This is a genomic window from Trichococcus pasteurii (genome assembly GCF_900112935.1).
In the GTDB taxonomy this organism is placed as follows: Bacteria; Bacillota; Bacilli; order Lactobacillales; family Aerococcaceae; genus Trichococcus; species Trichococcus pasteurii.
In genome coordinates this window covers 15,229-40,325 of the sequence record NZ_FONM01000008.1, presented here as the reverse complement: position 1 = coordinate 40,325, position 25,097 = coordinate 15,229, and the positions used below count along the sequence as shown (strand labels likewise).

The following is a 25,097-nucleotide window of genomic DNA, read 5'->3' as shown; positions in this document are numbered from 1 at the left end:
CACCCCAATCTTTTTGTTCTTTCATTACGCACAAGGATATCGATAAATCCCCCTGCTCTCCATACTTAGTCTACTACTTATCATCGTGTATGGCCACCTTTGCCTAAAGAAGTATTCCTTTACGGATTTCATGGCCAAAGTGATATAATAGTCACAAATGAATCCGCTATCAAAATGCGGTCCGAGAGGGGAGCCATTATTATGAACGAGTCTGAACTATTAGCGAGTGGCTATCGGAAATATACAGGAGAAAAGGTCGATGTCTACTTCAATTTAAGCGTCTGCACGTACTCCGGCAACTGCGTGCGGGGGAACAATGCCATCTTTGACACGAAAAGAAAACCTTGGATTTTGGCTGATGCGGATACGCCCGAAGAAGTGGCGCGCGTCATCCACACTTGTCCATCCGGAGCGCTGAAGTACCGCTTGAAAGGCTCCGAAGAAATCTTGCCGACCTTTCCCCTGGGAGCGATGAAGCCCGAACAAACTGAAGACAGCCCTGAGGAAAAAAATGATTGCCCTCCGGATGAGACTAAAAAATAGCCTTCTACCCAAAAAATCACCCACAAAGGACCTCAAGATCCTTCGCGGGTGATTTTTTATGTCTTTTTTTATTATTCATTCTATTCTGCCGCAGCTATCTGCGCATTTTCCCTTGGTTTCCTCAAGTTCACCACAAATCTGAAGACCGCCAATCCAAGCAGAATCGCCGCTTCGATATAGAAGATACCGCGCACCGAGGTCACTTGGAACAGCCGCTCCAATACCACGATGCCGTATGGTGAGAAGGCCGCGCCGATATTGAAGCCTACCAGAATGAGTGAAGTCCGGTAAGCCGCATTGCCGGCGGAGGACGTGCTGACCTTGTTGAAAAGATAAGGGAGGAACGTCCTGAAGGAAAAGCCGCAGACGACTGCTGCGATGCTGGTCTGCAACACACTGTTCGATGACGCGATCAAAAACATGCCGACGCTCATGACGGAGAAGGAAATCGGCAGCGTGTAAGTACGTGTGATCCGGTACACCTTCCCGAAAAGGAATCCGGCTGACATGGCCCCCACCCCGATCAGCGCCAGGATGTTGCTGCCGTCCGTCGCATCGCCGTAGCCCAATGTGGTCATCAATGTCGTCCCTTTCACTGCGATGGACATATAAATGATGACGGCTATGACCAGCAGCACGATGTAACCCAGGAAGTCTCGTTTGCTGAGAGCGGGCTCGCTGTTTTTTTGAAAGGCCGATGATTTCATTTCCCCGTCCGCAGGCTTTTCTTTCCCTATTTCGTCATAAGCGACATTCGGGACGAATAGCAGGAACAGGATGAAGACGGGCAATGCGATCAGATAGACCCAAAAGGAGGTTTGCCAATGGACCTTCAGCAGCTGTCCGACGGCGAAAGTCATAAACATACCGCTCAACCCTTCGAAGGCACTCTGGTAACCGATCATGGCCGCCCTCTCGTCACCTTCGTAAAAATGACTAATGATTGCGACAAGGAGTGAATTGAACATGCCCACACCGAAACCGAAGAGCGCCCGCGAAACTAAAATGATCCAGAAATTGCCGATCAGCGCCGGGATGATGCCGGAGACGAGGACGATTGCGATTCCGATCAGGATCGTGCGTTTGTAACCCAAATAACGCGCGAACAGATTGCTCATCAATACCGAAATAATGATGAACAGGGACGGGATGGTCGACAGCATTTCCACAGTTTGGAGCGGAACATCCGCGAACGTTTTCGCCATGGCCGGAATATTGGCAGCGATGGCCCCTCCCGACACCACGACTAACGAGGCCGAGAGGATGGAAATTTTCAATAGCAGGTCTTTTTTCAAATGAATACCGCCTTTCCGCGACAAAGCACCTCGTAAATTTGTAATCGCTAACTTGTTAGGCTAAGCATAACACCTGAAGTGAACTCTAGGTCAAGGGTTTTCGAAAAAATATTTGCGGCGAGCGAATTCCCGCGCTGAGCGACGGAATCGGTGCGCTCCTCCGGCGAGGGTTCCCCCACCGGAGTACAGCGGTATCTTGCGGGCTCTTCTCCTGCGAGCCAGTTCTCGTCGGAGCACAGACTTATAATGTGAGGCGTGCTCCGGCGTAGCCTCCGTTCGCCGGAGGAGGACGTTCGGGTGCCGCAGACCGGAGTTGAGCGCCGGAATCGGTACGCTCCTCCTGTGAGGGTTCTCCCATCGGAGTACAGCGGTATCTTGCGGGCTCTTCTCCTGCGAGCCAGTTCTCGTCGGAGCACAGACTTATAATGTGAGGCGTGCTCCGGCGTAGCCTCCGTTCGCCGGAGGAAAAAACCAGCGCGGCGCATCACGTCAGCCATATGAGAGAGAGTGGAGAGTACGATAAGACACTCCTTGTTGACTTGTCCCCCGAAGCAAGTAGTATAATTGATTTGTATACGCTTCACAGCCCAGGAGGAACCCAAATGAAAAAAACATTGTACTTGATGCGCCATGGCCAGACCCTTTTCAATGTCCGCAGAAAAATCCAGGGCGCATGCGATTCGCCTTTGACGGAGCTCGGCATCCAGCAAGCAGGAATCGCCAGCGCCTATTTTGATGAGATCGACCTCGACCACGCCTATAGTTCAACAGCCGAGCGCGCCTGCGATACGCTGGAAATCGTGACGAACGAATTGATGCCCTACCAACGCCTGAAAGGCCTGAAGGAAATGCATTTCGGAACCTTCGAAGGCGAAAGCGAAGATCTGAATCCCAAAGACAAAAGTACCTTCTTCGTGCAATACGGCGGCGAATCCGGTGATCAGGTAATGGAACGGATGGTCCGGACCTGCACCGAAATCATGGAACAGGACGACCACCAGACTGTGCTCGCCGTTTCCCACGCCGGCGCCTGCATCCACTTCCTGCGAGCTTGGCATGATCCCCATGAAGTGATGAAGGATGGCATCACCAACTGCTGCGTCTTCAAGTACGAATACGATCCAGAGGCGAAAACCTTCGCGCTGTTGGAAGTCGAACGGCACGGGTTCTAAAGTTTTTTGAAAACAAATCTGTTTAAACGAAAAAAGTTAAGGGGTGCCTCGTTCGACACACCCCTTAACTTTTTTGATGCATTTCCCACATTTAATTGATTTCCGGAGAGTGCAGAAAGAAGAATATCTGTCTGTTATCCATCTTTTTTGATCACAATCTGAATGTTCCTAACCCCATCTGGTTTCATCCTGCAGTTCAAATCTGAACCGTTTCAACAGCCAGGCGTCCGCCAGATCGATCCACTTGGCGGCATTCTGATCGACCAGCGTTTTGGCGTTCGCTGTGGCTTGCGTGGCAAGGCTCAATCCGTGCTGCCCTTCTTCGAATACATGCATCTCGAACGGGATTTTGTTCTCTGACAATGCCATGCCCATCCGCAGAGTGTGCCCGACCGGGACTAACGCATCTGATGCGGTTGCCCACAAGAACATGGGCGGTGTTTTTTCTGTCACCAACAACGCCGGGCTCACTTCCTTCAATCTGTCATCACTCGAGGATGCTTCCCCCAGCAGCGACATTGCGGAGGCATCGAACAGCAAGGTTGCCATTTCATCTTTTTCTGTTTCTTTCATAAAGATGTAGTCGCTTAACGTATACCCAAGAATTGTGGCAGCGGGACGAAGACTTTCTTCCGACACTTGATAATGCTCGGTCAGAATCGGTTTGTCCCAATAGACCGAATAGGTCGCGGCATTGTGCGCGCCTGCCGAAAAGCCGCAGAGAGCGATGCGATCTGTATCGACCAGCCACGCTTCGCTGTTTTGATGAATCGTCAACATGGCTTTGCCGATGTCCCGGATCGCGGCAGGAAAGACTGTATGCTCCCGCCTTTCAACTCCACCAAAAATGGATTCAAAAGGTTCGTGCTTATCCAAGTAAACGGAATAGCGCAGCACAAAGGCATGATAGCCCATCGCCGCAAACCGCATCGCCACTGGCTCGGCTTCCCGGTCGGAACAGGAGAGATAAGCGCCGCCTGGGCAGATCAGCACGGCCGGGCGGGTTGCGCCGTCCAACAATTCCGGCGAATCCTGCAGGACATAAGTCGTCAACGTGACGTCTGCCCGTTCCGGATACAATTTTAGCGTTTCAACAATCATCTTCTTGCCTCCTTATAAGTTCGTGCCCCAGACGCTGCAGAACGGATCGACAGGGCTCTTGCCTTGGAATTCGGACTTGCCGATCAATTTTTCCACGAGTATTTCGTTGACCGTGTCGTTTGCAGAGTAGCCGTTGATGTAGGTCCGGATCATCGGCGCATCGAAAAGATGGTACGGGTTCGCCAAGGATACGAACAAGGTTGGGACATCCTGAACAAACCAAGGTGCGTCGGCCGCCATCAGACGGATCCAATCGATCCGGCGTGTCGTCTGGTTGCTCGCGGTATCGTAATTCGCCACATAGATGACCAGATCCACTTTCGCCTTCAGATCGTCCACGCCCTCCTCAAAGATTTCATGGAAGTTCAATTGTTCATAATTGAATGTTTCTACCTGAAAGCCGGCTTCGCTCAGTTTTCCTATGAAGGACCCCTCGGAAGCCCCGCCATCCTTAAAGCCACCGCTCAATCGGTCTTCCAGCATATAGACCCGCACACGCGGTGTTTTCTCCGGTGAGATCGGCAGCAGATTTTGCGTGTCCTTCACCAAGGTGATGGCTTTGTCCGCACTCTTTCTTGCCAAATCAAGATGCTCCTGACAGCCCACGCTGTCCAACGCTTCCACATCAGGGATCAGGCTGTTTGTTTGCTGCTTATCCACCAAGCCCATGCTGGCTTTCATCGCCAGAATGCGGGTGACCGCTTCATCCAGCCGATCCATCGATACGTCGCCGCAGTTTACTGCATCGCGCATCGCTTGGTAATCTTCGTCGATGTTCTTGTTGAACAGGATCATGTCGCAGCCTGCATTGATCGTTGTCGGGATCGCCTTCTTGCGGGACATCGCCGCATTGTAGCCGATCATCGGTGTCGCATCCGTCACCGCTACGCCATTGAAGCCCAAGCGGTCGCGCAGCAAGCCGTTCACCAATTCCGTCGACAAGGAAGCCGGCAAAATATCTTTGTCCGCCAAAGCGGGATTGAGCGCTTTGCTGTAGGCCGGCTGCAGGATATGACCGATCATGACGGACAACGCGCCCTCTTCGATCATTGCTTTGTAGACTTTGCCGTAACTTTCATCCCATTCCGGAACGGACAGACTGTTCACGGTGCTCACCAGATGCTGATCACGCTCGTCCACGCCGTCGCCCGGAAAATGTTTGACTGCCGTCGCAATGCCGTTCTCATGCAGGCCTTTCATTTGCTGACGGGAAAAACCGATCACTTGATCGACGTCCGAGCCGAACGTCCTGACGTTCGTGATCGGGTTTTTGAAGTTCATGTCGATGTCCACGATCGGGGAAAACGCCCAGTTGCAGCCGACAGCCTGCGCTTCACGGCCGGAAACAAAGCCCAATCGATAGGCTTCCTGCTCATCAGCTGTCGCCGCGACACCCATCGGACGGCCGTAATACGTTCCGTCCGAGCAGATCCCGTTTCCACCAGCTTCGAGATTGGCCGCCAACAACAATGGGATTTTACTTTCGTTCTGCAGAACCCCATGCGCCTGTCTGATCGCTTTTGCCGGCATCGGGCGGAACATCATGCCGCCCGGTTGATATTTCTGCACAAATTCCGTCAATGCCTGATCTTCCGGATTCCCGGCGATTGGGCAGAAAATTTGCCCGATTTTTTCTTCCACTGTCATCTCGCTTAGTGTATTTTCTACCCAAGAAATTTGGTCATCCGATAAAAAAAACGGCTTTTCTGTTAAACGTACCATCAAATCACACCTTTACTGTTATTCCTTCTTAACGCTAATTATACAGCAGTTCCCGACCCATTAACGCAAGCGCATAGGGTCCATTCTTTTCACGTTCACGACATTTTTTAAGATATTTGGGCAACGCATCGCTTTAAAGTTTTGCCAATGCCTCATCGATTTCTCCGAGAACGCGGTCATTCACAAAATGCTGCACAATCGGGACCGAGGAAAAAGTTTCGAACGGGCTATCCAACTGGTTCAGCGCCAGGTCATTCCCTTTCAGCATCGGCAGATGGTCGAAAATCACCGTGCGGGTCGCTTTGATTGCCAAGAGTTCTTTGTATGTCATCGCGATGGAATAGTTGACATTGTAAGCTTTCAACGGTGTGTAGGTAAATGCATACGCTCCGCCGGCTACCGTAAACGATACGCTGTCGCCTATTTGGATGATTTCCGTTTGGGCAATGCCCAGGCCCTGCAATTGGCCCGCGATTTCATCGACTAAGCAGTGCGGAAGCTCGATTGTAGCTGTGCTTTGGGTCGGCACCTCGAAGGCGAAATGCAGTTGCCCGTCTTCCAGGATGCGCCAAGCACTCTTGATTTTGCCGGAAGAGGAGGCGTATTCCCCGCTTGCGGCGCCCAGTTGCGCGCTTGGGGCAGGTTTCAGATAAAAATGACGGTAGCCTGCTTGCTTCGGATCGGCTTGAACGCCCAGCACCGAACGGTAAAGCCACTCGACGATCGATCCGTAGGCGTAATGGTTCAACGAGTTCATTTCGGTGCCGCTGATTTTCCCGTCCGGCAAGACGGAATTCCAGCGTTCCCAGATCGTGGTTGCGCCGAGATTTACCGCGTACAGCCAGCTCGGATAATCCTCGTTCAGCAAAATGCTGTAGGCCAACTCCGTCAAACCGCTCTTCGTGAGCGCTTCGCACAGATAAGGCGTCCCGACAAAGCCGGTTTTTAGATGGACATCATCCTCCAACAGTTTCGCTTCGAAATCGTCAATGACCCGGCTCAGGCTTGCTTGCGGGACCAGATCGAAATAGAGGAACAGGACATAGGCGGTCTGCGTATTCACAGCCAATCGCCCTTTCGCAGTCAAAAATTCAGCCTGAATGGCGGCTTTGATATCTTCCGCCAAGGCCGTGTACTTTTCGGCATCCGCCTGCTTGCCTAACGCTGCGGCAGCCTTGGCCGTAAGGGTTGACGAATAATAATAGTAGACAGAAGCGACCAGTTTCGTATCGGTTCCGCCAATCGGGGCGTTCGGGTTCTTTCCGTCCAATGCCAGCCAATCGCCGAACTGAAACCCTGTCGTCCAAAGTCTGTTCGAACCGCTGCGCTCATCCTCGCGGTAGACATATTCCACCCAATCGACCATCGTGGCGTACTGCTCCCGCAACAGCGAGAGATCGCCGTGCTGTTCATACAGCACCCACGGAATCACGGTCGCGGCATCGCTCCAAGCCGCGGCCCCGGCTCCCATAAATCCGCCTTCCGAATTTTTCGGTTTCAGCATCGGCACGACGAAAGGGATCGATCCGTCCAATTGTTCCTGTTCCAGACGCAGATCGTGCATAAATTTCCGGTAGAACGCCGGTGTGTACATGTTGTAGCTGGCTGTGCGGGCAAAAATCTGCGCATCGCCTGTCCAGCCCATCCGTTCATCCCGTTGCGGGCAATCCGTCGGCACATCCAGGAAATTGCCTTTTTGTCCCCAAAGCGCATTTTTAATCAATTGATTCACTTGGGGATTCGCCGTCTCGATTTTCCCGGTCACTTCCAAGTCGCTATGGATCACGTAGCCGATGAAATCGGCCGGATTGACATCGTGATCGAAGCCACTCAGTCTTGCGTAGCGGAAGCCATAAAATGTGAAGTGCGGACGGACGACTCTTTCGTTTCCGTCGCTGATGTAGGTGAACTTCGCTTCCGCAGTCCGCAGGTTGTCGTTGTAGAAACAGCCATCCTGCAGTTCTTCCCCCACTTCATAGCCGACTTCCGTTCCGGCTGGCGCCTGCGTCTTGAAGGCTATCCAACCGACCATGTTCTGTTTGAAATCAAGGATCGTTTCGCCGGCAGGTGACTGGATCACTTCCGGAACCAAGCTTTCGACATATTTCAGAGCCGGGCTCAAGCGGGCGGAAAGCCGGTCCGTTGCATCCGGCAGCACAGTGACTGGCTGCCATCCCGCGAGGTCTTCCGTATAAACGGACCAATCGACAACTTCTTTGCGCGCATCGTAGACTTCTCCGTCGTAGATGCTGCTTTTCAGTACCGGGCCCGGTTGTGTCAGCCAGGAGTCATCGCTGCCGATGGTTTCGGTTGTTCCATCCGCGTAGGCAAGGTGCAGTTCGGCGATCAGCTTCAGTTGCTCCCCGTACAGATTCGTGTAGCCGCCGTCAAAGCCGAAACGGCCTTTGAACCAGCCATCCCCGAGCATGATCCCGAGCGCATTGCCGCCGCTTTTGAGACTGTCCGTCACGTCGAACGTCTGGTATTGTTGCCAAAAGTCATACGCGTGATAGCCCGGCAGGAGGTACTCGTCGTGCGTCCACTGTCCGTTCACCTCAAATTCATACAAGCCCAAGCCGCAGATGTACAAACGCGCAGCCGCGACTTCTTTTTCCAGCACAAATTGCTTTTTCACAATCGGCTGCGCTGCTTGATCCTCGCCAGGTGTAATCCATTGCGCCGTCCACGATCCCAGCGGTTTCGCTGTTTCGAACCAAGCCGGCTCGCTTTCAGCTAGCAGTTCATCGCCTGCTTGCACTTGAACTTTCCAATAGTAGCGCGTTTGCGGCAGCAAGCTGAGTTCCGGTTGGAAGTCCAACGCGTTGATTCCCTCGATCCAGTCGCTTTCGAACAGGACTTCTGCGAAGGCAGCATCCGCTGCCACCACTACTTTCGTCTCCATGCCCGGCTCATTTTTGCCGGACACGATCCAGGACAGGCTCAGTGTATCCAACAAGTAGCCCAGCGGATTTTCCAAATAGTTGGTGCGTAATTTCTGTATCTTCATGATTTGCCTCCGTTTTCATTTTTTTGCTCGTTCTTGATTTATTTCCAATGATTGCTGTAATCTAAGCCTTCTTGAATAACAAAAATTTGTCTGCTATACTTTTCCAACAACCGCTAATCTAGCTCTGATAGGGAGGATCAAAAAATTATGCCCTACTATATCACGTACGGTGAATTTCAAAAACAAATGACCGATTATTACCGCCAAGCCGGCAAACGCATGCAGTTTACCGAAATGACGGATTATCTTTACCGAAAAGGTTTGTTGAAACAGACGCTCGAAATACCCAATGTAACCGGCATTTTCGAGAACATGTCGGATGATGAGTTTGAGGATATCATCGATTCTTTTGTGCTTTTCCTGACGCCGCAGATCCCTTCAACGTCCTCTGTCGTCGAAACGGATATCATTCCTCACAAACGGGATGTGTTTGTTATCCGCCATCCCAAGTTCACCCGTCCGAATCCGCATACGCATAACTTTTTTGAAATCAATTACGTCGTGCGGGGTAGCTGTCGGTTCACTTTTGAGGATGAAATATCCACCTTGCAGGAAGGGGAACTGTGCATCATTGCGCCTTCCTCAAAGCATGATATTTTGATTGTTGATGAATCGATTGTTTACACGATTATGCTCCGTAAAAGTTCCTTCGACACGATCTTCTTCTCGTTGTTGTCAGGAAAGGATCTGCTTTCTTACTTTTTCCGCAAAATCCTTCAGGATGATACGAGTCCCAATTTCCTTTTATTCAAAACCGATCAGAACGACCAGCTGAAACCGCTTATCCGCAATGCCATGGTTGAATGCCATCGCTACGACAACTACAGCAACAGTTGCTGCATCAATTGGATCAACTTGATGTTCTCCAACTTGCTGCGCAATTACAGCGAGAGCATGCAATTCCATAACTATCACATCGGCACCGATTTTTCCGTCATCCTGCAGTACATCCAGCACCATTACCAGGAGCTGTCGCTGTCCCGATTGGCCGAAGAATTCCATTACAGCGAGCCTTATCTGTCGACGATGATCCGGGAAAACACCGGCTACAATTTCACCGATCTGGTCCGACGCTTGCGCTTGGCGCATGCGATCGAATATCTGGAGAACTCCAACCTGAAAATCAGCGAAATCGCAACGCAGGTAGGCTACAAGTCGACCGATCATTTTTCGCGCGTGTTCCGCACAACCTATCAGATTTCACCGGTGCAATACCGCAAACAACACGCGCACACCGAGGATACTTTCAATCCATTCATTTAAACTTTTTATAATGGGTCGCCTCGCTTCCGAGGCGGCCCGTTTTTTTGCGCGGAGATAGCGGCGGGATACTCATCTCCGGCTAGGCCACCCTGATCGGAGCTGGTGCTTTCCTCCGGTGAGTGCCCTTCTCAACGGAGTTGCGGTTCCGGTAATTTGCCCTCCTCCTGTGAGCGAATGTTGGCCGGAGCTGGGCGCTGGATCGGATGCTGTTCTCCGACGAACGAGGACTCATCGGAGGTGAGAAATTTGCGCTCGCCTCTGCTCCGGCGAAGCCACCCCAGAGATCACGCTACCCATCAATAAACCAACATAGGTGCTGCCCCTTTTTGGAGACAGCACCCTTTTTTAAGACTAAAATTACTTCTGATTATGCATCATGATTGTCTTCGCTATGATCGCGGATCAACTCTTTCATCTCCAGAATGTCAGCGCGGTGTTTTTCGACCGGATTGAACTTCAAGGCGATTAGCAGGATGCCGCCGATGATGGCTGGCGCGCCGAAACGCAGGAAGTTGATGGCAAACATCGTGCTCTCCGGTTGGTTGCCGATTTCACCGGCTCTGTAGCCTGCCCAAGCAAGCACAGCCAGAATACCTGAGTTTGTCACGGTATTCCCGCATTTTTGCGCAAATCCTTTGATGGACGAGATGACGCCGTTTGCGGCGATACCGTCTTTGAATTGGACATAATCGATGGCATCGTTCACCAATACGTTGACCAGTGCATTTGACATGGATGCCACGGATGTAGCGATGAAAGTGATGACATAAAGCAACGTCATGCTCTTACTGCCGACGAAGAACAGCGTCACATAGCAGATGATTGCTGCGATTTGCGTGACTACCAATGTTCTCTGGGCTGTTTTGAAGATGCGCATGCAGATCGGCATCAAGACAACCATCGAAACCAAGGCACCCATGGAAACGACCAGCATGTAGATGGAAATCAGATCCGGACGGCCCAAGTAATACATGACATAGAATACGGAACTCGCAAACATCAGGCCGTACCCCATTGAAGCCATGATCCAAACGATCACGAATGGAGACAATTCCTTGTGGCGCAATATTTTTTTCAAATCTTGCGTAAGCGGCGTATCACTCACGGGAGCGATATATTTTTCTTTTGCGGTTGCGAACAATCCCCAGAACGAGAGACAGGAAATCAATCCAAGCACAATCATCAATGGAATATAGCCGTTTGACACTCCGAATGCGCCTTCAAAGAACGCTTTCATTTGTGGGGTGAAGGATGCGCCGATAGTGAACATGACCGCGGTCGATCCTGCTCCCATCATGATGACTTTGTTTCTTTGATCATCTGTCTTTACATGCGCAGGCAAGACGGCCATTTGCGGCATCGTGTACATTGTGACCGTCATGCCGTAGCCGATATACGTCAACAGCACGTAGATGATTTTCCCGTTTGTCGAAAAGTCGGGATTCAACCAGATCAGTGTCCCGAAAATAGTAAGCAGGATCGGTGCAACCACAAAGTATGGGCGATAACGTCCCCATTTTGATTTGGTTCGGTCAGCGATGACGCCCATCATCGGGTCATTGATCGCATCCCATAAAGTCGCAACGAACATGATCATGGATGCTGCCGCTGCCGGAATCATCATTGTGTCCGTCATGTAAACTGAGAAATAACTTCCGATAATAGCTGCTATCAACATAGCGGTTCCACTTACTGACGTAGCGTGCGACCAGGCAAATAAGTTACTGACTTTTTCTTTTGGTGCCTTTGTGGCTGTTTCCATCAACACTGTTGCTTCTGTCTTTTCTGCCATAACATATCACTCCTTTTTTTCTATCAAGCTTGATAATCACATTATATAAAACCGCTTACCAAACAGCCATGTTATTATTTACTGATAATCCGACATTTTTTAATATTGCTCATTTTATTTCAGAAAGGGTTTACTTTGTTGTTTTATAAACTTTTCACATTCGAAAAATTTATATTTGAAATTAAAAAAAAGGCGCAGCCGATATATCTTCAGCGCGCCTTCCCCATTAAATGAATGATAGATGAATCGTTTCCGAAAGGCCGTCCCTGGAATTTCCGCCCACAAAAAATGCGAATTCGCCAGCCTCCAAAACGTAGTCCATTTTCTGATCATAGTAGCCCAATTTTTCGAACGGCACTGCAAATTCCACTACGACCGATTCCCCAGGCTGAAGCAAGACCTTGCGATAGGCTTTCAACTGCTTGACCGGACGCGCCCGTTTGGCCACAATGTCTTGCACGTAGCATTGGACGATTTCTTCGCCTTCACGCGCGCCGCTGTTCGAGACGGTCACCGTAAGCCGGACCGCATCCCCTGCTTTTTCCACCTGCAGATCACTGTACGAAAACGTCGTATAGCTCAAACCATAGCCGAACGGATACACGGGTTCAAGCGGCGTGTCCAAATATTTCGATGTGAATTTCGACTTCCCGCCAGGACGTCCGGTGGAAATGTGGTCATAGTACAGCGGGCATTGTCCCGTTGCGTAAGGAAAGGTTGTCGTCAACTTGGCGCTCGGATTCACCGCGCCATAGAGAATATCCAAGATCGCGTTCCCGGCTTCGATCCCCGGATGCCACGCCTCAAGGATGGCAGGGACTTGTTCCGCAATGGTCGGAATCGCCAGCGGCCTGCCGTTGAACAGCACGGCAACAACCGGTTTTCCTGTCCGAAGCAGCGCTTCTGAGAGCTCCAGTTGGACGGCTGGCAATGAGATGTCGCCCTTGCTTGCGGCTTCCCCGCTCTCTTCTTTTTGCTCGCCGATGGCCAAAATCACCACATCCGCGGTTTCCGCTGCTTGGTTGATTTCAGCCGTCGCCACGTTCCCGTCGATGATGCCTGGATGATAGGCGTAAGCAATTCCCTGTGCATCCATGGCCTGAATCATACTGACGCAGTCCTTTTCCTGTGCACCGATTGCCCAAGCGCCTGTCATCTGGCCCGGATCGTTTGCAAGCGCACCGAAGACGGCGATTTTTTGCTGCGGATTCAGCGGCAAGACAGACTCATTTTTCAACAAAACCATCGATTTGGTTGCCGCTTCACGGGCAAGCGCCCGGTACTCCGGCCTTACCAATGTCGCCTTTTCTTTTTCTTCATCCGTCCGATAAGGCTTTTCAAACAAGCCAAGTTCGACTTTAAGCTTGAGGATGCGGTACACGGCTTGGTCCAGTAAATCTACTGCGAGTTCACCGGCTTCGATCAGTCCGGCAAGGTTCTCAGCGTAGACATTCGAAGTCATATCCATATCGATCCCTGCCTGCAGCGCTTCTTTGGCTGCCGCTTGCCGGTCCGCTGCGACGCCATGGTTCACGCACTCAGCGATGGCATTCGCATCGCTTACCGTGATGCCGTCGAAGCCCCATTCGTCCCGCAAAACATCCCGCAACAGCCATTCGTTCACGGTGCACGGCACGCCGTTCAGATCGTTGAAAGCAGGCATGACCGCACGTGCCCCGGCATCGACGCTGGCTTTGTAGGCAGGCAAATATTCCTCCCGCAATCGTTGCTCGGACATATCCACCCGATTATAATCTTTGCCTGCTTCTCCGGCCCCATATGCCGCAAAGTGCTTCAGGCAGGCTGCCATCGCGTCCGCTTGCGACAAGTTCTGGCCTTGAAATCCCCGTACCTTGGCTGCACCATAGTCGCCGTTCAACAGAGTGTCCTCGCCGGCGCCTTCACTGACACGGCCCCAGCGCGCATCTTTCGCGACATCCACCATCGGGGCGAACGTCATGTGAACGCCCGCTGCCGTCGCTTCTTCCGCAGACATCCTAGCCGTTTTCTGCCACAGTTCAGGATCCCACGCGCAACTTTCAGCCAACGGAATCGGCGTAACTGTCCGGAATCCATGGATCACATCATAGCCGAACAGCAAAGGAATGCCCAAACGGCTTTCCTCCATGGCTATTTTCTGGAGCCGGTTCGCTGTCAGAGCATCCCCGACGCCATTGTACGAACCGATCTTTCCGGCACGCAGATCCTCTTCATGGAAGTCTTTTTCGGCCGTGCTCATCAGCCTTCCGAATTCTTCCTGACTGATCCGACCGTCGAACATCATATCCAGCAGTTCCTCGAAGCTGACCTCGAAGGCACCCACCAGAGATGGCCCGCATTGCTGCAGCTGCCCGATTTTTTCCTCCAAAGTCATTTCGCCGATCAAGGCTTCTATTTTTAGTGTCAGCACATCCATCATTGCTTGGTTTCTCCTTCCAGTTCGAAGCCTCGTAAATGAAGGTGTCGAATGCTGCGTATTTCTCTTTCGCTTGTCCGTTTCCGGAAGCAAACAGGCCGATATAGGTGCCGACAAAACCGCCCGCTGTTTCCGAACCCAGGAAGGACCCGTCCACCTCATCCGCAACCGACTCCATTTTGTCTGCAGATAGCCCTGCTGAGAAATTGTAGCGTGAGCCGTTTCCCTTCACTTGCAGGACAAGATCCGATTGATTCGGAGCCGCGAGGACTTCGCCTAACTGCGCTTCGGTGAAGTGCTGGATGCCGGCTTGGTCGTAATGTGAGACCACCCGCATACAGCGCACGACCGGATTGCCCTCTTGGCCTTCCGTGATTTCCAGACGCAATTGGTTGGCGTCATTCTGCAGGATAATGATGCCCGCCGCCTCGTTTTCCTCAGGCGAAAAATGGATCGTGACCGTTGCCTGGAAATCCAGGTGCTGCTGGCGTCTGCCGACGAAGCTGACGTTCTCTTTTGTTTTGCCGATCTTGGAGATGCGGCTGAAGACGCTCCCGTCCGTATTGTCGAATTCCCATGGGACCAGCGCGTTCTTCAACAACTTCAAGCGCAGACGGCCCGCTTCAACCTTGGCGAATTCTTCCCGGGGCGTCCCCAAAAAGTTCCAGTCAAAGCCAAGTTCATTTTCGAAATACTCCACGACAGGTGCCTTGAAATCATTGACTGCACGCCCAGCCGGTTGCCAGTTCGGCAGCCCCGGGGAGGGATAGGTCCACTCCACTTTGCCTGTGCCTTTGCTGACGACAGGCCAGCCGTCCTCCCACACAACCGGCACAAGGAAGGTTTCGCGGCCCAGCAGTTTATGCTGGCCCTCGCTCAATCGCGAACCAAGACAAACCATATACCAATCGCCATTCTTCAGTTCGACCAAATCCCCATGGCCCACATTCCAGACCGGATAACCTGTTCCGAGGTGGCGATGGGTCAGGATCGGATTGCCTTGATGATTCTCATATTCCCCGAAAATCGACTCGCTGCGGCTGATCGTGACCGCATGGAAATGTTCGGTCCCGCCTTCCGCGATCATCAAATAATAATAGCCGTCTTTTTTGTACAAATGCGGACCTTCCGGGGCTTCTGCGTTTATCTGGGCCCCGGTTCCGATGATGTGGCGCTCGCCGATCAATTCGAAAGTTTCCAGATCGATCTCGGAGCACCAAATGCCTTGCCTGGAGCCCGCTTCGTCATCGAAACGGGTCGTCCCTGTGTAATAGCACTTTCCGTCTTCGTCCCAGAACAAGGAAGGATCGATGCCGTCCGCGCCTTTGATGATGTGCATGTCCGACCACGGACCGGCAGGATCGGTGGCAGTCACGACAAAATTGACGACGCCCATGCTCATGTTGGTCGTGATCATGTAGAACGTGCCTTCATGATGACGGATTGTTGGGGCAAAAATGCCGGCCGAGATCATTTCATGCGTCAATGGCAACTGTTCCGGTCGATCAAGCACATGGCCGATCTGTACCCACTGCTCCAAATCCTTGCTGTGGAAGATCGGCACGCCCGGAAAGTAACTGAAGCTGGAAGTGACGAGATAGAAATCGTCGCCAACCCGGCAGATTGATGGATCCGGGTAGAAACCCGGCAGAATTGGATTTTGTATCATATCTTCACTCTTTCTAGGAAATCGTAGTTTTTGGTTTTGCGTCTGCTTCAGACAGCGCCAGCTTGAGCCTTTCCGTAGCCCCGTTCGCTGCAGTAAGCGTCAAGACGACATTTTCGGCAGCGGCAGTTTTTTTGAGGATGATCATCGCTCGGCCAAGGAATGTTTGCGTCACTTGTTTTTCCGGATTGACTGCCGGTTTCGGATTGCCGCTGCCGAAGCCGATCAGCTCTGCATCACCGGAAACCGTCAAACGGATCGTCTGGTCGGCATCTGTCGCCACCGTCCCAGCCGCATCGCAGTAGGCAACCGGAACATAGACGAGTTCATCCATGATTTCCGCTTGGCCAAATACAAACGTGCGATCATCGCCGGCAGTCGTCAAGTCCATCCGGCCGATTTCCTGGCCATTTTCGTAGGCGACAGCCATCAGTGTGCCCGGCTCATAAGCCGTTTCGAATAACGCACGATAGCCCACCGCTTTGCCGGAAGCTTGTTTGCCCAACGATTCCCCGTTGCGGAACAGTTCTATTTCCGTTCCTGGCGCATACACTTCCACAATCACTGGGTTCCACTCGCAGCCGTTCCATGTCCAGCTCGACACGTTATCGCTCATGATCCAAGGCGTTTTGATCAGATGCTCACCGTAGCGGTGCGGGTTTTGGACGGTGATGTACGGATCATTCCGCAGCCCGAAGACGATTTCGCGGAAATAGGAGAGCGGGCGGCGGATCCCGGTGATGTCGAAATCCCCGACATAAGCCAATTGGCAAGGGAATTTGGCACCAAAGCCGCCTTCGCCCCATTGATAGGCCGGCACGCCGACGCCAGCTTCACCCAGGTAATCCCAGCCGGTCCAGGTGAAATCGCCGATCACTTGCGGCAGTTTTTCGACCAGGTCCCAGTTGCGGGCGATTTCCGGCGGGTATGTTTCGCTGCCGACCATGATGCGGTTCGGATAAGCTTCTCTGTCGCCTTCGTAACGGGCCGTCATATAGTTGTAGCCCGCGATATCGGTGGCGCTGCAGGCCATTTCCAAACGTTCCGAGATGGCCGGATGCACAACGATTTCGTCCAGATGGCCGTCCATCAGCGTCATGAAATCATTGACGTTGCCTTCGATTTCGCCTGACTGCTGCAGGTCCGAAACAACATCGCTGACAATCTGATCGACCTTGTCTCCGGCCGCAAAGACGCCGTTGATGCCGGCCAATGTGAAACGGGTGACGTCCAACTCTTTAATTTTGGCGCACAATTCGTGGCAGACTTTCGCGCCGTGCGGGGTCCCGATTTCCGGGATTTCATTGCCGACCGAATACAGGATCACCGCCGGATGGTTGAAATCCTTGCGGACCATCGCCGTCACGTCCTTTTCCCACCATTCCTGGAAATAGAGGCCGTAATCGTAGTCGGATTTCATCCGGTTCCACATGTCGAAGGTTTCGTCCATCACGTACATGCCCAGACTGTCGCAGGCCCGCAGCATCGCCGGCGCCATCGGGTGATGGGACATACGGACCGCATTGAATCCTGCTTCCTTCAGCATTTTGATCTGGCGGAATTGGGCATCCTCGTATGTGGCCGCCCCAAGCAGACCGCTGTCGTGATGGATGCAGGCTCCGCGGAGTTTCACCGTTTCACCGTTCACACGCAGCCCGCGTCTCGCATCTACTTGCAACGTGCGGATGCCGAAAGTCGTTTCCGCTTCATCCGCCAATTTTCCGTCAACGTAAAGATTGCTTACGCAAGTATACAAGCTCGGATTTTCGTCCGACCAGCGTTCCGGGTTGTCCACGGTCACGCGCTGTTTGATGACCCGCTCCTCTTGCTCAAACAACACAAAAGGCGAGCGTGCTTTCGCCACTTCATTGCCTTCCGCATCGCGGATCACGGTTTCCAATACAACTCGGCTTGGAGCATACTTCCGTGTCTTCACTTCTGTCGCTATGTCCAATACCGCTAATGTTTCATCGGCTTCTGCCGTTTTGATCTGGATCCCTTCCGGCACCAGATGCGTCACATCCGAAACCAACAAGTAGACATCCCGATAGATCCCCCCACCGGAATACCAGCGGCTGTTGGTCATCGCGCCGTTGCGGACTTGGACCCGGATCTCGTTTTCTTCGCCGTAGCGCAGAAAATCATTCAGCGGAACGTAAAAAGTCGAATACCCGAACATGTTTTTGCCCGCTAGCTCGCCGTTTATGTACACCATGGCGTTCATATACACGCCTTCAAATTTCAGGATGACCGTCTTTTCCTTGTACTCGGCCGGAGCGTGGAGCGTCTTCACATAGTTATAGAATCCGCCGTCATAATAACCTGTGTTGCCGCCGTTCAGGCTTTCCGCGTGCGGGTTCTTTTCAAACATCGCATCATGGGGCACCGTGATTTCCTTGGCCGTCTCCGGCACGTTCCAAACCAACGCAAAGGAGTCTTTGTTCTCCCAGAATTTCCACTTGTCATTAAATTTTTTCTCTATCATTCCATCCACCCTCTCCGGTATACGCTTTCATTTGCAGGTGTCCCCACGCTCACTTTACAGTTTAGCCTTATCCCGTCATGCATTCCATGCCATTTGATAGTGTATATCCGACATTTTTTAAGGTATCCGCGGGAGCGGGCACTTCCTCCGATGAGTGCCCTTCTCAACGGAGTTGCGGTGCCGGTGATTTGCTCTCCTCCTGCGAGCGAATGTTGGCCGGAGCTGGGTGCGCGGCCGCATGCTGTCCTCCGACGAACAGAGGCTCGTCGGAGGTGATAGATTTGCGCTCGCCTCTGCTCCGGCGAGGCCACCACAGCAAATCCGCACCAAAAAAATGACAACAAAAATAGACTTGCCGCCTGGCAAGTCCACTTTTATCGATCTTTGAAAAAGCTATCCGTCCGTCACTTGTGGCTTTCCGCCCACGCTTCCTGCAAAACGGCAAGCGACAGATCAGCGGTGCTCGGCAGCACGCGATCAGCCAAAGCCAAAACCTGCTTATCGCCAACCCCAACCGCCACGATGCCGGCAGCTTTGATGGCTTCAACGCCAGAAGCCGCATCTTCGACCCCTACACAGTCAGCCGGATCGGCACCCGCAAGCTGAGCGCCCGCCAGAAAAATATCCGGAGCAGGTTTGCCAGCCTTAACAGTCGCCGGATCGACGATGCCGTCGAAGTAAGGACGCACCTGCAACAAATCAAGGATTCCCGGTGCATTCTTGCTGGCAGAAGTCACAACCATTTTGATGCCGGCAGCCTTCAGTTCCTCCAACAGCGGAATGATGCCCGGCAAAATGTCATCCGGCGTCATTTCCTTTATCAATTCCAAGTAATGGGCATTCTTTTTCACGCACAATTCATCTTTTTCTACTGTGGAATATTTATCTGCAATCCCGCCTTGCGCCAATATGCGCTCCAGCGAATCAATGCGGCTTACCCCCTTCAGCTCCTCGTTGAACGCCTCATCCACTTCGATTCCCAGCTCCGCTCCCAAGTCGCGCCAAGCCAAAAAATGAAACTTCGCTGTATCGGTGATCACACCATCCAAATCAAATAGTACCGCCTTCATATCCCCATCCCTTTCGTCTGCATTTCTGCCTTAAGCTTAAATTTAGTTCACAGCTTACGCAAGAAATAGGGCGTTGTCAACGGATGATTTAGACAGTCAATTATTTTACAATCAGGCATTTAACCGGCAGCCAGACGCTCTATCTTATATATCTGATTTATAAATGATTTCGTTATCATTTACAAATCGGATTAACCAAATGGCAGAATCCTACGCCAAAAAGCTGCTTCCATTAACATATATCATCTATTTGCATCCAACACAAAAAACGGGAACTGATCCGTCTCATGCAAGTCAGAAAACACCAGACTCACCCTCGACAATCAATTCCCGCTACAAACCGATAAATATATTTACAAAATCAGAGTCGCTAGATTCTGAACGCAACTGTTACCCACCCTGGTAGATTTCCGCTCCGAACGGCACTGCCACAATCACAGCGAATTTTTACTTACTCACCAAATTTTTCTTACTCCACTCGCCCATACTCTGCAGTATCGGAATAAAACTTTGCCCCAAAGGTGTTAAGGAATATTCTACTTTCGGCGGAACCTCTTTATAGACTTCTCTATGAACCATCTGATCTTCTTCCAATTCCCGCAATTGCCTTGTTAATATCCCTTTTGAAATATTCGGCAACAATCGTTGAAGTTCATTAAAACGTCTCGTCTGCGTGCTTAGATTCCATAATATGATGATTTTCCATTTGCCCGCAATGATGTCTTGCGTTTGCGTGATGGGACAAACCGTCGCCTCCAATTGTTCATCTGCGGGGTCGCCGAACCAACTTCTTGCCATAATAAACGCCTCTCTTCCACAATGGTACTGTTTTTATGACTAGGTCATAAAAAAGTGCCTACTTTCAAAAATCTGTCTATTGCTATACTATTAGTTTACATTAAATAAGTAAACAAAAGAATTGGAGAAATGCCATATGAAATTATTAGTAACGGGAGCAACAGGAAAATTCGGCTCGAAGGTTGTAGAAACGCTGTTGAAGACTGTACCGGCAAGTCAACTGGCTGTCAGTGTTCGTAATCCAGAAAAAGCGGAAGAATTAAGGGCTCGTGGAGTGGAAGTCCGCCAAGGGGATTTTGATCATCCGGAAACATTGGATGCTGCTTTTGCGGGTGTTGATCGTTTATTGCTTGTCTCTGCGGATGGGGATAACGAAACAAGAATTCGCCAGCACGCCAACGCGGTAGCTGCGGCAGAACGCGCCGGCGTCGGTTTCATCGCGTACACCAGTTTAGCGAATGCAAAAGAAAGTAAAAATTTATTCGCTCCAACGCATCAGGCCACAGAAGAAGCAATTTTGAAAACAGGGATTCCCTACTCATTCTTACGCAACAACTGGTACTTGGAGAATGAAATTTCAAGTATTCAAGGTGTCCTGGCAGGAGCTCCATGGGTCACATCAGCAGAAAACGGCAAGGTCGGCTGGGCACTTCAACAAGATTATGCAGAGGCTGCGGCTGCTGTACTTTCCGGTAAAGGGCACGAAAATACAATCTACGAGCTTTCTGGCAAAGTATTGACTCAGGAAGAAATAGCAGCCGCCCTCGGAAGTGTATTGGGCAAAGAAATAACTGTCCAACAGGTTGATGACGCTACTTATGCTGATATTATGCAGGCTGCCGGGGTGCCGGATTTCGTCATCCCTATCCTTGTTGAAATCCAAAGAAGCATTCGAGTTGGCTCCCTGGATGTTGAGAGCAATGATTTCGAAAAACTCCTTGGCCGTCCAGCAACCCCGGTCGATGAGGGTTTGAGCCAAATCGTAAATGGCATTACGCAAAATTAATTATTGCATTGAACCGTAAAAATGAGGTCCTTTATTCCCAGTGATTGACTGGAAATAAAGGGCCTCATTGCTTTTTAAAATAGAGTCTTCGGTAGCGTACTCATCCGACAATGATATTGCCTGTTATGCAACCCGATAGATTTCCGCCCCAAACGGAAACAATGCCAGCTTGGCGTGTTTGAAGTGCTGCAGCCCGAACGGAATGCCTACGATAGTCAGACAGAAGGCGATGCCCAGGATGACTTCCTCAGCAGCCAATGCCAAGCCGCCCAACAGCATCCAGATTATATTCAACACTAAAGACGTGCCGCTTTCGCTGATGCGGATTTCCCTACCGAACGGCACAGCCGCCATCACCGCGAACTTGAAGCATTGCATGCCAATAGGGATCCCGACGATGGTCAGGCACCATAGGATTCCGATAACGATCCAAGAAATAAAACTGATGAAACCACCTAACACAAACCAAATCAGATTCATTAAGAAATTCATGATCCTCAACCTCTCTTTCCCTTACATTATAATCCCTGCTGCACGCAAAGGCATCAGACTAAGTACTGAATTTTTCACCCCTGGTCTATGATTTGCTCGCGATTTGCTCACGGTCTTTCCTCCGGTGAACGCAGGCCTCGCCGGAGGTCACCCAACATTTCGTCTTGCTTCTCCGATAAGGCCAGCTTCGTCGAAGGTGGGGATGAAAGTTACCGCTGTTCTCCGGGGAGCGAAGCTTAACCGGAGCTGACGACCCAGTTCCGTCGCGCTCCTCCGGCTACCAGGCACACCCTGTCCTCCTCCGGTGAACGCAGGATTCGCCGGAATTCGCCCAACATTTCGTCTTGCTTCTCCGATAAGGCTGGCTTCGTCGAAGGTAGGGCTGAAAGTTACCGTTGTTCTCCGGGGAGCGAAGCCTAACCGGAGCTGACGACTATTTCAAGTCGCGCTCCTCCGGTTACCAGGCACCCTCTGCTCTTCCCCGAAAAAAGAGCCGTCTCGCAAGAGACGGCCCCACAATATTTCTTTGGATTAATAAGTCAATCCTGGGTTGAAGAATCCTACCAAAACGCCGACAAAGGCAACGACTACCAAAATCAACATGACTTTAATCGGTGACATGTTCTTTTTGGACAGCAAATACCAGCAGCCTACTACAAATGAAGCAGTCAATAATCCCGGATATACGGAATCGAATTTGTCCTGCAGCGTCAAAATGCTGTTTCCGTCCGACCCAACCAACGCGAACGATGTTTTGACACTTACCCAAGTAGCAGCAACCGCCCCGATGACCATTCCGCCTAATAAAGTGATCGATTCGCGTAACGCCAACCCTTGTGGTCCTACCAAGAAATCAACAGCTTTACCGCCTAATTCATAGCCTTTGAAGTAAAGGAATTTCATCCCGAAGTAGGCAATCAGATTCCATACGATCATATAGAAAATTGCACCTAATGGCGAACCATCAGTGGACAAGCCCAGTGCGATACCAAGCAAAATCGGAATCAAAGTCCCAACGATCAGGGAATCGCCGATACCCGCCAAAGGTCCCATCAGACCAGCACGCAAACCATTGATCGTTTCATCATCGACATCCGCTGAACCATTGGCACGAGCGACTTCCAAGCCAGCAGTAATACCGACTACGACTGTACCGATTTGAGGTTCCGTATTGAAGAAGGCAGTATAGGTCTTCATCGATCTTTCTTGATCTTCTTTTTTATCATAGAGTTCTTCAACGATCGGCAACATCGAACATAAATATCCAAATGTTTGCATATGTTCTTGGGAGAAACAGGTCAAGTTTCCGTAATACCAATTGTGGAAAGATTTAGTTAACGTTTTTTTGCTTAATTCCTTCGCCATCTTAAATGTCCTCCTCTTCATCGCCGCTCACTGATACCATTCTTTGCAATGACAACAGTTTGATACGATAGTTGATTAATGCAAACATAGCCGCAACCACTGTCGCTGAAACCAAGTTGATCCCTAATGAAGCAGCCAAAGTAAAGCCGAAGAAGAAGGGAATAAAGTCTACTGCTTTGGTAACGATTTGTTTCAACAGAATCGCAATCCCGACGCAAGGAAGCAAGGATCCGACTGTGAATAAGGTTTTCATTGCCAAACCATCCATCGGTAAGGTTGTTTTGATCAACTCAACAACATCAGCTCCCAATTTACACATGATCAAGGTTGGGATAAACGAAAAGAAGAAATGGGAAATCCAAGGCAAGCCCATATTGACTGCATATAACTTACGGAATTCTCCTTTTTCTACCGCTTTCCAACCGATGTGTTGCCAAGCCAAGTTAGCCGTTGCAGTTCCGTAAAATAATACGGTACCCAAAGTCCCGACCATCGTACCGAATGATGTAGCTAGTGCTGCACCTTCTACGCTAAGAGCCGTCAAACCATAGCTTTTCAAAGCTACCATTGCAAGCGGAATACCGATATAACTGACTGCGCGAACGTCAGCTGAGACCGTTCCGCCAGGAGTGACCAATGCGATGTACACGATTTGCATTGCCGCGCCGACTAAAATACCCGTTTGGATATCGCCTAAAATAATACCTGATACTAAACCACCGATTAAAGGACGACCTAATGTATAATTTCCGAATGATGTACCACCTAAACCAGGCATACTTGATAAGCAGGCGAACAGCCCTAGCATAGCTGCTTGAATCCAACTAATTGTCATAATTTCTTCTCCCCTTTTGTTTTTTTATTTAAAACCAAATTTGCTTCTGAAGTTTTCCCATGTTCCGATTGAAACATCAGGCAGTAAGGCAAATTTAATTTTATAACCAGCTTGATACATTGCTTCAAAGGCCTCTGCTTCTGCTTGTGTGATCGATTGGTTATTTCCCAATTTCGTAGCACCTTCACGGTCATTGCACGGACCTACGATCACAGTATCGATTCCGGGTTTGAATTTTTGATCCACCAAAATCTTTTTCATGTCCAAAGGATCTTTGGTGATCAGGAAATATCGATCTTTGCTGTCCAATACTTTTTGATTTTTTTGTTGCCATTCCTCATTGGTCCAAATGAACGTTTTTAAACCGCTGGCACTCTTATAGGCCGCTTTTAGAACGTCGCTCTGAGCCGCCTTATCATTCACAGCTACCAACCCGTCACAAGGGAACTCTTTTGCCCAACGCGTACATGTTTGCCCGTGAATCATGCGATCATCAATCCGAATAAATGATACTGTCATTTCTCTTTCCTCCTCTAAATTTCGTCGTCTTCTTCTGGTTGTTCTAATTTGAATTCTTGCAAAGCTTCTTTCGCTTCGGATACGACCGTAGCAGTAAAAGTTTCTTTATCCAAGCTGTCTTTCATCAAAACGGAAGTTAAAGCCAGTGGCAAGTTCATGCCGCCGATAGTGATTGTATTGGCAAGTTTGCCTGCATCCGCTAAAACATTCAATGAAGTTGTCAAAGGTGAGCCGCCTACAATATCAGCAAGCAAGATGATTTCATCATCCGCAGTCACAGCTTGAATGCCTTCCTTGAACATCAAAGCAAACTCATCCGCTGTTTTCCCGTCAGGCAATCCAACTGCGATCACATCATCCCGTTTTCCAGCCAGCATATCCAACGATGTCTTTAAGCCCGTCGCAAAATCACCGTGGCTTACCAGAACCACATATTTCAAATTATTTCCTCCTACTCGTATATGAATTAACCTCTAAAGAATACCACCCATCGAAGCGCTTGCATCGTGTCGCGTGTCAACACATTCATGTGACATTTGACACGAAATAA

General features: G+C 50.6%; 19 protein-coding genes. 4 read left to right on the top strand and 15 right to left on the bottom strand.

Annotation, left to right across the window (positions count from 1 at the left end):
- Positions 1 to 201: 201 nt before the first annotated feature.
- Complete coding sequence (locus BM184_RS08175) at positions 202 to 543, top strand: (4Fe-4S)-binding protein (protein WP_086943276.1); 342 nt, start codon at positions 202 to 204, stop codon at positions 541 to 543.
- Positions 544 to 623: 80 nt separating this feature from the next.
- Here BM184_RS08175 and BM184_RS08170 read toward each other — a convergent pair whose 3' ends face one another.
- A complete protein-coding gene (locus BM184_RS08170) occupies positions 624 to 1,838 on the bottom strand; it encodes an MFS transporter (RefSeq protein WP_177208599.1) in 1,215 nt (404 codons plus the stop codon).
- A gap of 602 nt (positions 1,839 to 2,440) precedes the next feature.
- Here BM184_RS08170 and BM184_RS08165 point away from each other — a divergent pair.
- Positions 2,441 to 3,010: a histidine phosphatase family protein gene (locus tag BM184_RS08165; RefSeq protein ID WP_086943274.1), complete on the top strand. Its 570-nt coding sequence runs from the start codon at positions 2,441 to 2,443 to the stop codon at positions 3,008 to 3,010.
- A gap of 168 nt (positions 3,011 to 3,178) precedes the next feature.
- Here BM184_RS08165 and BM184_RS08160 read toward each other — a convergent pair whose 3' ends face one another.
- The 3 genes from BM184_RS08160 to BM184_RS08150 form a co-directional block, all read right to left on the bottom strand.
- Positions 3,179 to 4,111, bottom strand: coding sequence for an alpha/beta hydrolase (locus BM184_RS08160; RefSeq protein ID WP_086943273.1), 933 nt, complete (start codon positions 4,109 to 4,111; stop codon positions 3,179 to 3,181).
- A 12-nt stretch (positions 4,112 to 4,123) separates the two neighbouring features.
- Positions 4,124 to 5,833 (bottom strand): glycoside hydrolase family 3 protein, encoded by a 1,710-nt coding sequence (locus tag BM184_RS08155; protein ID WP_086943272.1) that lies wholly within the window; start codon positions 5,831 to 5,833, stop codon positions 4,124 to 4,126.
- Positions 5,834 to 5,966: 133 nt separating this feature from the next.
- The gene (locus tag BM184_RS08150; protein WP_086943271.1) at positions 5,967 to 8,840 is read right to left on the bottom strand and encodes an alpha-L-rhamnosidase; all 2,874 of its coding nucleotides are present in this window, start codon (positions 8,838 to 8,840) and stop codon (positions 5,967 to 5,969) included.
- A gap of 147 nt (positions 8,841 to 8,987) precedes the next feature.
- Between BM184_RS08150 and BM184_RS08145 the strand changes: the two genes are divergently transcribed.
- Complete coding sequence (locus tag BM184_RS08145) at positions 8,988 to 10,103, top strand: AraC family transcriptional regulator (RefSeq protein WP_086943270.1); 1,116 nt, start codon at positions 8,988 to 8,990, stop codon at positions 10,101 to 10,103.
- Positions 10,104 to 10,470: 367 nt separating this feature from the next.
- On the opposite strand, the gene BM184_RS08140 is transcribed toward BM184_RS08145, so the two are convergent.
- From BM184_RS08140 to BM184_RS08115, 6 genes are all read right to left on the bottom strand, one after another.
- Positions 10,471 to 11,895 (bottom strand): MFS transporter, encoded by a 1,425-nt coding sequence (locus BM184_RS08140; protein WP_245830741.1) that lies wholly within the window; start codon positions 11,893 to 11,895, stop codon positions 10,471 to 10,473.
- 226 nt (positions 11,896 to 12,121) lie between these two features.
- A complete protein-coding gene (locus BM184_RS08135; RefSeq protein WP_245830747.1) occupies positions 12,122 to 14,218 on the bottom strand; it encodes a glycoside hydrolase family 3 N-terminal domain-containing protein in 2,097 nt (698 codons plus the stop codon).
- Positions 14,106 to 15,980, bottom strand: a complete 1,875-nt coding sequence (locus BM184_RS15550) for a glycoside hydrolase family 43 protein (protein ID WP_245830733.1) — start codon at positions 15,978 to 15,980, stop codon at positions 14,106 to 14,108. Before BM184_RS15550 ends, BM184_RS08135 begins: the two co-directional genes overlap by 113 nt.
- A gap of 13 nt (positions 15,981 to 15,993) precedes the next feature.
- Positions 15,994 to 18,462: a glycoside hydrolase family 2 TIM barrel-domain containing protein gene (locus BM184_RS08125; RefSeq protein WP_086943268.1), complete on the bottom strand. Its 2,469-nt coding sequence runs from the start codon at positions 18,460 to 18,462 to the stop codon at positions 15,994 to 15,996.
- A 404-nt stretch (positions 18,463 to 18,866) separates the two neighbouring features.
- Complete coding sequence (gene pgmB / locus BM184_RS08120) at positions 18,867 to 19,532, bottom strand: beta-phosphoglucomutase (RefSeq protein WP_086943267.1); 666 nt, start codon at positions 19,530 to 19,532, stop codon at positions 18,867 to 18,869.
- 447 nt (positions 19,533 to 19,979) lie between these two features.
- Positions 19,980 to 20,330: a winged helix-turn-helix transcriptional regulator gene (locus tag BM184_RS08115; RefSeq protein WP_086943266.1), complete on the bottom strand. Its 351-nt coding sequence runs from the start codon at positions 20,328 to 20,330 to the stop codon at positions 19,980 to 19,982.
- Between the two features lie 136 nt (positions 20,331 to 20,466).
- Here BM184_RS08115 and BM184_RS08110 point away from each other — a divergent pair, with 136 nt between their 5' ends.
- Positions 20,467 to 21,336: an SDR family oxidoreductase gene (locus BM184_RS08110; RefSeq protein ID WP_086943265.1), complete on the top strand. Its 870-nt coding sequence runs from the start codon at positions 20,467 to 20,469 to the stop codon at positions 21,334 to 21,336.
- Positions 21,337 to 21,459: 123 nt separating this feature from the next.
- Here BM184_RS08110 and BM184_RS08105 read toward each other — a convergent pair whose 3' ends face one another.
- The 5 genes from BM184_RS08105 to BM184_RS08085 all read right to left on the bottom strand — a co-directional run bounded on the left by BM184_RS08105 (position 21,460) and on the right by BM184_RS08085 (position 24,987).
- A complete protein-coding gene (locus BM184_RS08105; protein ID WP_086943264.1) occupies positions 21,460 to 21,828 on the bottom strand; it encodes a YccF domain-containing protein in 369 nt (122 codons plus the stop codon).
- A gap of 531 nt (positions 21,829 to 22,359) precedes the next feature.
- Positions 22,360 to 23,193, bottom strand: coding sequence for a PTS system mannose/fructose/sorbose family transporter subunit IID (locus BM184_RS08100; protein WP_086943263.1), 834 nt, complete (start codon positions 23,191 to 23,193; stop codon positions 22,360 to 22,362).
- A gap of 1 nt (position 23,194) precedes the next feature.
- Positions 23,195 to 24,028 carry a PTS mannose/fructose/sorbose/N-acetylgalactosamine transporter subunit IIC gene (locus BM184_RS08095; protein ID WP_086943262.1) on the bottom strand — a complete coding sequence of 278 codons (834 nt, stop codon included), beginning with the start codon at positions 24,026 to 24,028 and terminating at the stop codon, positions 23,195 to 23,197.
- 24 nt (positions 24,029 to 24,052) lie between these two features.
- A complete protein-coding gene (locus BM184_RS08090; RefSeq protein WP_086629849.1) occupies positions 24,053 to 24,547 on the bottom strand; it encodes a PTS system mannose/fructose/N-acetylgalactosamine-transporter subunit IIB in 495 nt (164 codons plus the stop codon).
- A 14-nt stretch (positions 24,548 to 24,561) separates the two neighbouring features.
- Positions 24,562 to 24,987 (bottom strand): PTS sugar transporter subunit IIA, encoded by a 426-nt coding sequence (locus BM184_RS08085; RefSeq protein ID WP_086943261.1) that lies wholly within the window; start codon positions 24,985 to 24,987, stop codon positions 24,562 to 24,564.
- Between the last annotated feature and the right edge of the window lie 110 nt (positions 24,988 to 25,097).

What these genes read in the sequence shown, in the direction of transcription:
- BM184_RS08175 (WP_086943276.1), top strand. Translation starts at nt 202, where the DNA reads ATGAACGAGTCTGAACTATTAGCGAGTGGCTATCGGAAATATACAGGA.
- BM184_RS08165 (WP_086943274.1), top strand. Translation starts at nt 2,441, where the DNA reads ATGAAAAAAACATTGTACTTGATGCGCCATGGCCAGACCCTTTTCAAT.
- BM184_RS08160 (WP_086943273.1), bottom strand. Translation starts at nt 4,111, where the DNA reads ATGATTGTTGAAACGCTAAAATTGTATCCGGAACGGGCAGACGTCACG.
- BM184_RS08155 (WP_086943272.1), bottom strand. Translation starts at nt 5,833, where the DNA reads ATGGTACGTTTAACAGAAAAGCCGTTTTTTTTATCGGATGACCAAATT.
- BM184_RS08150 (WP_086943271.1), bottom strand. Translation starts at nt 8,840, where the DNA reads ATGAAGATACAGAAATTACGCACCAACTATTTGGAAAATCCGCTGGGC.
- BM184_RS08145 (WP_086943270.1), top strand. Translation starts at nt 8,988, where the DNA reads ATGCCCTACTATATCACGTACGGTGAATTTCAAAAACAAATGACCGAT.
- BM184_RS08140 (WP_245830741.1), bottom strand. Translation starts at nt 11,895, where the DNA reads ATGGCAGAAAAGACAGAAGCAACAGTGTTGATGGAAACAGCCACAAAG.
- BM184_RS15550 (WP_245830733.1), bottom strand. Translation starts at nt 15,980, where the DNA reads ATGATACAAAATCCAATTCTGCCGGGTTTCTACCCGGATCCATCAATC.
- BM184_RS08125 (WP_086943268.1), bottom strand. Translation starts at nt 18,462, where the DNA reads ATGATAGAGAAAAAATTTAATGACAAGTGGAAATTCTGGGAGAACAAA.
- pgmB (WP_086943267.1), bottom strand. Translation starts at nt 19,532, where the DNA reads ATGAAGGCGGTACTATTTGATTTGGATGGTGTGATCACCGATACAGCG.
- BM184_RS08115 (WP_086943266.1), bottom strand. Translation starts at nt 20,330, where the DNA reads ATGGCAAGAAGTTGGTTCGGCGACCCCGCAGATGAACAATTGGAGGCG.
- BM184_RS08110 (WP_086943265.1), top strand. Translation starts at nt 20,467, where the DNA reads ATGAAATTATTAGTAACGGGAGCAACAGGAAAATTCGGCTCGAAGGTT.
- BM184_RS08105 (WP_086943264.1), bottom strand. Translation starts at nt 21,828, where the DNA reads ATGAATTTCTTAATGAATCTGATTTGGTTTGTGTTAGGTGGTTTCATC.
- BM184_RS08100 (WP_086943263.1), bottom strand. Translation starts at nt 23,193, where the DNA reads ATGGCGAAGGAATTAAGCAAAAAAACGTTAACTAAATCTTTCCACAAT.
- BM184_RS08095 (WP_086943262.1), bottom strand. Translation starts at nt 24,028, where the DNA reads ATGACAATTAGTTGGATTCAAGCAGCTATGCTAGGGCTGTTCGCCTGC.
- BM184_RS08090 (WP_086629849.1), bottom strand. Translation starts at nt 24,547, where the DNA reads ATGACAGTATCATTTATTCGGATTGATGATCGCATGATTCACGGGCAA.